This window comes from Bacillus sp. LR--39, assembly GCF_053613335.1.
On record NZ_JBSIOT010001223.1, the window covers coordinates 1 to 598 of the forward strand.

The 598-nt window shown below is 47.3% G+C and carries 2 pseudogenes; both read right to left on the reverse strand.

Annotation, left to right across the window (positions count from 1 at the left end):
- Positions 1 to 224 (reverse strand): annotated as a pseudogene (locus ACWHAR_RS29560) (aminomethyl-transferring glycine dehydrogenase subunit GcvPB); the annotation flags it as partial.
- Positions 217 to 598: pseudogene (locus ACWHAR_RS29565) on the reverse strand (glycine dehydrogenase); the annotation flags it as partial. The pseudogenes ACWHAR_RS29565 and ACWHAR_RS29560, both read right to left, overlap by 8 nt.

The window sequence follows — 598 nt, forward strand, 5'->3', positions numbered from 1 at the left end:
TAAAAACCGGAATCCACCCCGTGATTGCGTTTGGACAGCGCTGTATAATGGCGCATGATGTCCAGCTCTAAAACCTCCGGCAGCGCTGCGTCTTCGTCACGAATATAGGTGTCTGACAAGAGGTCCCCCAATTCGATTTCCGGTACATCGAGCTCCGGCAGACTATAGCCGATTCGGCCTTCTCTTGAAAGTTCAAAAATAAGTGCCTGGTCCTGATTACTCATGGCGATCCCCCAATTCCTGAATGAGTGCGTCAATTTCTTCTTTTGTTCTCAGCTCCGTTACAGCAATCAGCATATGGCAGTCCAGCTCCGGATACGTCAGCCCAAGATCATATCCGCCAATCATGCCTTTTGCTAGCAAACGCTTGTTCACAGCTCTCACCGGCTCATCCAGTTTGATGACAAATTCATTAAACATCGGCCCGTCAAACATAACGGTAAGGCCTGCTTTTTTTGCTTCTTGCTTTGCATAGTTGGCTTTTAAGAGATTTTGGCCGGCTATATCTTTTACGCCGTTTTTTCCGAGAGCAGTCATGGCCACTGATGCTGCCAGCGCATTTAAAGCTTGGTTCGAGCATATATTTGATGTTGCTTTA